This is a genomic window from Stenotrophomonas pictorum JCM 9942, from assembly GCF_001310775.1.
GTDB lineage: Bacteria > Pseudomonadota > Gammaproteobacteria > Xanthomonadales > Xanthomonadaceae > Stenotrophomonas > Stenotrophomonas pictorum.
In genome coordinates, this window is the sequence record NZ_BAZI01000095.1 from 1 (window position 1) to 8773 (window position 8773).

The 8773-nt window shown below is 65.3% G+C and carries 7 protein-coding genes and 4 pseudogenes; 7 read left to right on the top strand and 4 right to left on the bottom strand.

Features of this window, described 5'->3' with window-relative positions; genetic code table 11:
* Both JCM9942_RS06880 and cutA read right to left on the bottom strand, forming a co-directional pair.
* Positions 1 to 459, bottom strand: a 459-nt coding sequence (locus JCM9942_RS06880; RefSeq protein WP_177327448.1) for a protein-disulfide reductase DsbD N-terminal domain-containing protein, incomplete at its 3' end; no start/stop codon positions are given.
* A gap of 3 nt (positions 460 to 462) precedes the next feature.
* A complete protein-coding gene (cutA, locus tag JCM9942_RS06885; RefSeq protein ID WP_054658667.1) occupies positions 463 to 786 on the bottom strand; it encodes a divalent-cation tolerance protein CutA in 324 nt (107 codons plus the stop codon).
* Between the two features lie 145 nt (positions 787 to 931).
* On the opposite strand from cutA, the pseudogene JCM9942_RS20065 reads away from it, so the two are divergent.
* From JCM9942_RS20065 to groL, 3 genes and pseudogenes are all read left to right on the top strand, one after another.
* Positions 932 to 1099, top strand: a pseudogene (locus JCM9942_RS20065) (type IV pilin protein); the annotation flags it as partial.
* A gap of 347 nt (positions 1100 to 1446) precedes the next feature.
* The gene (locus tag JCM9942_RS06890; RefSeq protein ID WP_054658669.1) at positions 1447 to 1734 is read left to right on the top strand and encodes a co-chaperone GroES; all 288 of its coding nucleotides are present in this window, start codon (positions 1447 to 1449) and stop codon (positions 1732 to 1734) included.
* Between the two features lie 59 nt (positions 1735 to 1793).
* Positions 1794 to 3439: pseudogene (gene groL, locus JCM9942_RS06895) on the top strand (chaperonin GroEL).
* A gap of 90 nt (positions 3440 to 3529) precedes the next feature.
* Here the strand turns inward: groL and trxC are convergent.
* Positions 3530 to 3981 (bottom strand): annotated as a pseudogene (trxC, locus tag JCM9942_RS06900) (thioredoxin TrxC).
* 369 nt (positions 3982 to 4350) lie between these two features.
* Here trxC and JCM9942_RS06905 point away from each other — a divergent pair.
* The 4 genes from JCM9942_RS06905 to JCM9942_RS06920 all read left to right on the top strand — a co-directional run bounded on the left by JCM9942_RS06905 (position 4351) and on the right by JCM9942_RS06920 (position 6765).
* Positions 4351 to 5424, top strand: a complete 1074-nt coding sequence (locus JCM9942_RS06905; RefSeq protein WP_054658671.1) for a 3-deoxy-7-phosphoheptulonate synthase — start codon at positions 4351 to 4353, stop codon at positions 5422 to 5424.
* Positions 5425 to 5576: 152 nt separating this feature from the next.
* The gene (locus tag JCM9942_RS06910; RefSeq protein WP_145974271.1) at positions 5577 to 6023 is read left to right on the top strand and encodes a hypothetical protein; all 447 of its coding nucleotides are present in this window, start codon (positions 5577 to 5579) and stop codon (positions 6021 to 6023) included.
* Between the two features lie 18 nt (positions 6024 to 6041).
* On the top strand, positions 6042 to 6302 hold the full coding sequence (locus tag JCM9942_RS06915; protein ID WP_054658675.1) for a GIY-YIG nuclease family protein: 261 nt from the start codon (positions 6042 to 6044) through the stop codon (positions 6300 to 6302).
* 199 nt (positions 6303 to 6501) lie between these two features.
* Entirely contained in the window at positions 6502 to 6765 is a 264-nt protein-coding gene (locus tag JCM9942_RS06920; protein WP_054658677.1) for a YegP family protein, read from the top strand.
* A gap of 83 nt (positions 6766 to 6848) precedes the next feature.
* On the opposite strand, the pseudogene scpC reads toward JCM9942_RS06920, so the two are convergent.
* A pseudogene (gene scpC / locus JCM9942_RS06925) lies at positions 6849 to 8357 on the bottom strand (succinyl-CoA:acetate CoA-transferase ScpC); the annotation flags it as partial.
* Positions 8358 to 8773: the final 416 nt, after the last annotated feature.

Consider the following 8773-nt stretch of genomic DNA (forward strand, 5'->3'; position numbering starts at 1 on the left):
CCCGGCAGCGGCGCTGGATGCGGCGGCGCCGGGCAGTTTCACCTCGATGCTGCGTTTCTGCGGTGGATAGCACACCCCGGCATCGGCGCAGCCCTGGTAGCGCACTTCCAGGGTCACGCTGTCCGCGCCGGACTCGGCCGTGCCCGGCAGGGTGGCCCGCAGCTGCCGGTGGTAGGTCTCCACATCGCCGAAGAACTGGTCGTACTTCTTCTCGCCGGCGGGCATCTGCAAGGCGCCGGCGGTAAAGCCGGGGCCGGCCTTGACGCTGGTGCGGTGGCGGTAGAGGTAGTAGCCCGGGGCGATGTCCCAGCGCAGCTCGATCCGCTCGCGGCTGCCGGCCTCGGCCTTCAGGACGAAGGCCTGGTCGACCGGCAGCAGGTCCTTTTCATCCAGGGCCAGGGCGGGCAGGGCGCACAGGGACAGCAGGCACAGCGCGGTCAAACGTTGGAACAACATCATCGATCAGGTTTCCTCCCGGGTCTGGGCCCGGATCCAGTCCAGATACGCCGGCAGGCCGGCGTCCGGGGAGACCACCAGGATCTCCGGCAATTCATAGGGGTGCTGCTGGACGATAGCAGCGGACAGGGCGTCCAGCCGCTCGGCGCAGGTCTTGATCAGCAGCTGCACCTCCTGCGCCTGCTCGATCTGTCCCTGCCAGCGGTACACAGACTGCATCGGCGGCAACAAGTTCACGCAGGCGGCCAGCCGCTGCTCCACCAGGTGGCGGGCCAGCGATTGCGCAGTCACAGTGTCCGGGCAGGTGCAAAAGACCAGTCTTACGTCCATGCGGGCATTGTCGCAGAAGCGTCGCCCCCACTTTCAAAGAGGAGTTCCAATACCGTTGTCACCGCTTGCATGTTGCGGCAAGTCACAGTTTCTGTAGGCGTGTTTCACCTGCGATGAAAGGCCGGATCACTGGCGACTGGCGCCGTTGGGTGACGTATGCACCGCTGGTTGGCACGCAACAGGAGGCGGCTTCCGGAAACGACGCACCGCACGGGGATTCACGCTGATCGAGTTGATGGTGGTGGCGATCCTTACCATCCTCGCGGCCATCGCGCTGCCGGCCTATCCGAACCCTGTACTGCGCAGCAAAATCCGCAGGGCGGAAAGTGCCAGGGGCTGTGCGTCCTGCCATCTGCTGTGATGCAGTGTCGCCGGCGGGCGTGACCCACGGTTCGGTCCACGGGTCCCGCTACCCCTGATATTCAAGAAGCAGTCCAGCCCTGCGGCCGGGCGGCGATTTCTCTCTTGCTATGGCGTGGCCCGCTTGTCCCCCGGGCCGCGCCATTTTTTTCTTGCAGCCCTTGAAAGCCTCCGGGCGGGCCCCATCTCGCAGTCATGCCCGTTCGACGGGCGTTTTTACGCGTGGCACCTATATCGCCGGCAAAGCGGTCGGGTTCCGCCGAAGTTTTCAGGCCAATCAATAACTTAAGAGGTCTTTTCATGAGCATCAAGCCGCTTCACGACCGCGTTGTGGTCAAGCCGATCGAAGCCGAGGAAGTTTCCGCCGGCGGCATCCTGATCCCGGATTCGGCCAAGGAAAAGTCCACCAAGGGTGAAGTCGTGGCCGTGGGCCCGGGCAAGCCGCTGGACAACGGCTCGGTGCGTGCGCCGTCGCTGAAGGTTGGTGACAAGGTCATCTACGGCCAGTACGCCGGTTCGACCTACAAGGCCGATGGCGTCGAGTACAAGGTCCTGCGCGAAGACGACATCCTCGCCATCGTCGGCTGAGCGCGTCTTCCCACCTGATCCACCCCCAGACACTCTTATATTTACTGAGGTAACAGCACATGGCAGCTAAAGACATCCGTTTCGGTGAAGACGCCCGTTCGCGCATGGTGCGCGGCGTCAACACGCTCGCCAATGCCGTCAAGGCCACCCTGGGCCCGAAGGGCCGCAATGTCGTGCTCGAAAAGAGCTTCGGCGCCCCGACCATCACCAAGGACGGTGTGTCCGTGGCCAAGGAGATCGAACTGGCTGACAAGTTCGAGAACATGGGCGCGCAGATGGTGAAGGAAGTCGCTTCCCGCACCAACGACGATGCCGGTGACGGCACCACCACCGCCACCGTGCTGGCCCAGGCCCTGATCCGTGAAGGCGCCAAGGCTGTGGCCGCCGGCATGAACCCGATGGACCTCAAGCGCGGTATCGACAAGGCCGTGGTTGCCGCCGTCGCCGAGCTGAAGAACATCTCCAAGCCGACCGCTGACGACAAGGCCATCGCCCAGGTCGGTACCATCTCGGCCAACTCGGACGAGTCGATCGGCAACATCATCGCCGAAGCGATGAAGAAGGTCGGCAAGGAAGGCGTGATCACCGTCGAGGAAGGCTCGGGTCTGGAGAACGAGCTGGACGTGGTGGAAGGCATGCAGTTCGACCGCGGCTACCTGTCGCCGTACTTCATCAACAACCAGCAGGCGCAGACCGCCGATCTGGACGATCCGTTCGTGCTGCTGCACGACAAGAAGATCTCCAACGTGCGTGACCTGCTGCCGGTGCTGGAAGGCGTCGCCAAGGCCGGCAAGCCGCTGCTGATCATCGCCGAGGACATCGAAGGCGAAGCGCTGGCGACCCTGGTGGTCAACACCATCCGCGGCATCGTCAAGGTCGTGGCCGTCAAGGCCCCGGGCTTCGGCGACCGTCGCAAGGCGATGCTGGAAGACATGGCCGTGCTGACCGGCGGCACCGTGATCTCCGAGGAAGTGGGCCTGTCGCTGGACAAGGCCACGATCAAGGACCTGGGCCGCGCCAAGAAGGTGCAGGTCTCCAAGGAGAACACCACGATCATCGACGGCGCCGGTGATGTCGCCGCCATCGAGCCCGTGTTGGCCAGATTAAGACCCAGATCGAGGACACCTCCTCCGATTACGACCGCGAGAAGCTGCAGGAACGCGTGGCCAAGCTGGCCGGCGGCGTGGCCGTGATCAAGGTCGGTGCCTCGACCGAAATCGAAATGAAGGAAAAGAAGGACCGCGTCGATGACGCCCTGCACGCGACCCGTGCGGCGGTGGAAGAAGGTGTGGTCCCGGGCGGCGGTGTGGCGCTGGTGCGTGCGGTTGCCGCGCTGGCCGGTCTGAAGGGCAACAACGAAGACCAGAACCACGGCATCCAGATCGCGCTGCGTGCGATGGAAGCGCCGCTGCGCGAAATCGTCGCCAACGCCGGTGAAGAGCCGTCCGTGATCGTCAACAAGGTCAAGGAAGGCAAGGGCAACTTCGGTTACAACGCCGCCAACGGCGAGTTTGGCGACATGATCGAGTTCGGCATCCTGGATCCGACCAAGGTGACCCGTTCGGCCCTGCAGAACGCCGCCTCGATCGCCGGCCTGATGATCACCACCGAAGCGATGGTGGCCGAGGCGCCGAAGAAGGACGAGCCGGCCATGGGCGCCGGTGGCATGGGCGGCATGGGTGGCATGGGCGGTATGGACTTCTAAGTCCGCCGCAGCCTCACCGCTGCTGATGTACGCAAAACCCCGCCGCGAGGCGGGGTTTTGTTTTGTCTGCGCTGTGCGGTTGCCGCCGCGTCAGCCGCGCAGCTGCGCGCTGGCCCATTGCACGATGCTGCTGGCGGGCATCGCGCCGGACTGGCGTGCGATCTCGTGACCGCCCTGGATCAACACCATGGTCGGGATGCTGCGGATGCCGAAGCGGGAGCGATCGCCGGTTCGGCCTCGGTATCGACTTTGCCCAGGCGCATGCGTGGTTCCAGCTGCGCGGCCGCCTTGGTGAACTCCGGCGCCATCTGCCGGCACGGGCCGCACCAGCCCGCCCAGAAATCCACCAGCAGCGGAATCTGCGAGCGGCTGGCATGGGCCTCGAACGCGGCGCTGTTCAACGCCAGCGGCGTGGCGGTGAACAGCGGCCGGTGGCATCGCCCGCAGGCCGGTGCCTGTCCCAGGCGCGCGCCGGGGACGCGGTTGATGGCATGGCAGTGCGGGCAGGCGATCTGCAGCAATCCCGTGGTGTCGTTGTTCATCGCAGCGGTCAGGAACGCGGTGAGCGGCGGTGCAGTATGCCCCCGTTGCGGTGAACTTCTTATCGCTGCTGCTTTATGAAGATAGATCCTGCGGAGAAGAACACGATGGTGCCGGACCCAAGGTGTCCGTTGCCCCTGAAACTGTCGCATCGCACAAAAAACCGTGTTATCAATGCTCCCCATGAACGCAGCCCGCGCCAGCTTTTACTTCTGGTATTACTTTCCCAAGCCGCTGGCGGAGGAAGGACTGCGCTCACCCTGAAGAAACTTTCAGATGCATTCCCGAAAAGCCGCCAGCGAACCTGGCGGCTTTTTTCATGCCGCCACGCTGGGGCAGAACCATTCACTCGTATTGAACTGGAGACCCCCATGCCCCCCCACACCGACGATCTTCGCATCCGCAAACTTGAACCGCTGACCTCGCCGGCGCAGTTGCTGGCGTTGCTGCCCTGCGATGAACAGGCCTCGCAGACCGTGGCCGATGCCCGCGCCGCGCTGCACCGCATCCTGCACGGCCAGGACGACCGGCTCGCGGTGGTGGTGGGCCCCTGCTCGATCCACGATCCGGTGGCGGCAATGGAATACGCCCAGCGCCTGCGTCCGCTGCGCGATGCGCTCAGTGGTGAACTCGAGATCGTCATGCGCGTGTACTTCGAAAAGCCGCGTACCACGGTGGGCTGGAAGGGCCTGATCAACGATCCGGACCTGGATGGCAGCTTCAACATCAACAAGGGCCTGCGCGTGGCGCGCGGCCTGCTGCGTGATATCAACCGCCTTGGTCTGCCGGCCGGCGTGGAGTTTTTGGACGTGATCTCGCCGCAGTACATCGCCGATCTGGTGGCGTGGGGCGCGATCGGCGCGCGCACCACCGAAAGCCAGGTGCACCGCGAGCTGGCCTCGGGGCTGTCGTGCCCGGTGGGTTTCAAGAACGGCACCACCGGTGATGTGAAGATCGCTGCCGATGCGGTCGGCGCGGCCTCGCACCCGCACCACTTCCTGTCGGTGACCAAGGAGGGCGGCACCGCCATCGTCGCCACCCAGGGCAACCCGGACTGCCATGTGATCCTGCGCGGCGGCAAGGCCCCGAACTACGACGCCGCCAGTGTGCAGGCCGCCGGCGACGTGCTGGCCAAGTCGCAGCTGCCGGCGCGGTTGATGATCGATGCCAGCCATGCCAACAGCAGCAAGAAGCCGGAGAACCAGCCCAAGGTGATCGATGACGTCGCGATGCAGGTGGAAGCGGGCGAGCAGCGCATCGTCGGGGTGATGATCGAAAGCCATCTGGTTGCCGGGCGCCAGGAGCTTATCGAAGGCCAGCCGCTGGTCTATGGGCAGAGCATCACCGATGGCTGCATCGACTGGGACAGCACCGTGCAGGTGCTGGAGCGTCTGGCCGAGGCGGTGCGTGCGCGCCGGCGCGTGCAGCTGGAGGCGGCGGCCTGAGCCTTGTGTGACGTCCCTACTGGTGCACGGGAGCCTGCCGCAGTAGTTTACGCAGCCGGAGGCGCGAGGCTTCCGGTCTGCTGTGGCGATGGGACAACGGACCTCCCCCGGCAGGAAGCCGATCAGTTCACCGTTCCAGGGAGAAGGAAGTGATGCGTACCCGTATGTGCAGTGTGGTGTTGGCAATGGCGCTGGTTCCGGCGATGGCGGTGGCCGCCAGGAAGCCGGTCGAGGATTCGGGCAGTGGTTGCCTGCAGAACCTGTCGGTGACCGGCGGTTTCAGCTCCGGCAAGCAGTTCCTGGCCTCGACCGACCACGAAGGCCTGGGCTATGCGGAAGTCTTCGCCAAGACGGTGGCCGCGATCGAGGCCGAAGGCATGGTCGGCATCTACCCGAACGAGCGCACCGGCTATATCGCCGCGGAAAATCCGGTCACCGGCGGGGGCGGCGCCACCGTGCCACTGCGCACCACCGTGCGCCGCCAGGACGATGGCAGCGTGCGCGTGGAAGTGCGATTCAGCACCAAGGGCGGGCAGATGACCTCGAACAAGGCCGTGGGCGCGGGCATGTGCAAGATCGCCGACGCCGCCAGCCTGTGATGTAGGCCTGCAACGCCTGTGCGCACCGCCAGCTGGTTCCTGTATCTGCTCGAATGCCGTGACGGCAGCTACTACGCGGGTATCAGCACCGATGTGGAGGCGCGCTTCCAGGCGCACCGCGCCGGCAAGGGCGCGCGTTACACCCGCGCGCATCCACCGCTGCGGATCCTGGCCAGCCGCCCCTATGCCGACCGCTCCGCCGCCTCGCGCGCGGAATGGCAGATCAAACAGTTGCCGCGCGAGCGCAAGCTGGCCTGGCTGGAGCGGCAGGAGGATTGAGGTAGAGTCGGCTGCGCGGTGGCGGTGGCTGATCGCCGCCGTGTCCGGTTGTCCGGACCTTCCGCCCTGCCTGCGGCAGCGCGGGGGCCGGGAGCCGGCCTCATCCTCAACGCGGGGGAATTGCGATGGCAGGTTGGTACGAGTTGGACAAGAGCAGTGACGGCCAGTTCTATTTCGTGCTCAAGGCGGGCAACGCGAGGTGATCCTCACCAGCGAGCGCTACAGCACGCGGACCGCGGCCGAGAACGGTATCGCCTCGGTGCAGCACAACAGCCCCGACGAGGCGCGCTACGAGCGCAAGACCGCCAGCGACGGGCGCTACCACTTCAATCTCAAGGCCGCCAATCACCAGGTGATCGGCAGCAGCCAGCTGTATGCCTCGCAGGCGGCACGCGAAGCGGGCATCACCAGCGTCAAGGGCAATGGCCCCAGCACTACCATCAAGGACAGAACGGCGGTCTGAGCGCGATCTGCGGTCTTTGCCAGAAACGAAAAGCCCGGCGTTGCGCCGGGCTTTTTAGTTGAAGCGCGCTGAAAGGACTCAGCCTTCATGCTGCCGGTGTCGAGCCAGCGCTGGTGCCAGGACAAGGCTTCGGGCAGCAGGTGCGGAGTGTGCTTGCCGTAGCTGTCGCGGCTGGCGCGGTCGAAATAATCGTTGAGCTGGTCGCGGAAATCCGGATGCGCGCAGTTGTCGATCAGCACGCGGGCGCGCTTGCGCGGGGTCAGGCCGCGCAGGTCGGCCAGGCCCTGTTCGGTGACGATGATCGACACGTCGTGCTCGGTGTGGTCGACGTGACTGGCCATCGGCACGATCGCCGAGATGGTGCCGTTCTTGGCCGTGGACGGGCTCAGGAACGTGGACAGGAAGCCGTTGCGGGCGAAGTCGCCGGAGCCGCCGATGCCGTTCATGATGCGGCTGCCCATCACGTGGGTGGAATTCACGTTGCCGTAGATGTCCACCTCGATCATGCCGTTCATGCCGATGCAGCCCAGGCGGCGCACCAGTTCCGGATGGTTGGAGATCTCCTGTGTGCGCATGATGATGCGCTGGCGGTAGAAATCGATGTTGCGCTTGAACTCCTCGTTGGCTTCCGGGCTCAGCGCGAAGCCGGTGCACGAGGCGTAACTGAGCACGCCGGACTTGAGCAGGTCGAGCATGCCGTCCTGGATCACCTCGGTGAAGGCGGCCAGGTCGCGGAAACCGCTCTTGGCCAGCCCGGCCAGCACCGCGTTGGGGATGTTGCCCACGCCGGACTGCAGCGGCAGCAGGTTGGCCGGCAACCGGCCCTGCTTGACCTCGTGCTTGAGGAAGTCGATCAGGTGCGCGGCGATCATCTCGCTGGTGGCATCGATCGGGCTGAACGGGCTGTTGCGGTCCGGGCCGTGGGTACGCACCACCGCGACGATCTTGTCCGGATCGCAGTGCAGCGAGGTGTCGCCGATGCGGTCGTTGGCGCTGACCAGCGGGATCGGCTTGCGGTGCGGCGGCAGCGCGGTGCCGTAGTAGATGTCGTGCATGCCATCGACGCCGGCCGGCTGCCAGTCGTTGACCTCGATGATCACCTTCTTGGCCAGGTCCAGCCAGGTCTTGTTGTTGCCCACCGAGGTGGACGGCACCAGCGAGCCGTCCTCGCGGATCGCCGAGACCTCGATCACCGCGGTGTCGATCTCGCCATAGAAGCCGAACCAGACATGCTGGGCGACGTGGCTGAGGTGGATGTCGATGTAGTCGAGCTTGCCTTCGTTGATGCGCGTGCGGGCATCGGGATCGCTCTGGAACGGCATGCGCATGGCGATGCCGTCGGCCTTGGCCAGCGCGCCATCCAGCTCCGGTGCGGTCGAGGCGCCGGTCAGCAGCTTGATCTGGAACGGCAGGCCGTCGGCATGCACCTGTTCGATGCGCTTGGCCAGCGCCAGCGGCACGGCCTTGGGATAGCCGGAGCCGGTGAAACCGCTCATGGCAACAGTTTCGCCCGGCTGGATCAGGGCGGCAGCGGCTTCGGCAGAAACCACGCGGTCACGCAGACGCGCGTCGAGAATACGTTCGACAGACATGACGACAAGTTTTCGTAGGGGACACGGGATTATCGCGGATCGGACGCGGGGATGTTGTCCGACCTTGGTGGGATGGCGCGGGCCGCCGGAATGCTTCTGTACTGCCGGGTATTGTTTTGCACTGCAGCGTGCAAGTTGCTTCCGATCCCCGCACGATCGCCCTGCATCCCGACGTGGGGGAGGGAGCAAAGCCCGCTGGCAGTTCGCTGCCAGCGGGCTTTTTTATTGTCTTTTCGCGGCAGATCGCGACCGCAGTTGGCAGCGGATGCCAGAATTGGCGCATGAGTCCAATCGCCCCCGCATTGCCTGAATCCGTCCTTCCGGTCGTCGACCGCGCCCTGGCCCGCCTGCGGCTGGCTGTCCCTGATCCGTCGCATTGGCCGCCCTCGGCCGCCTTCGACGCCGGCCTGCGACAG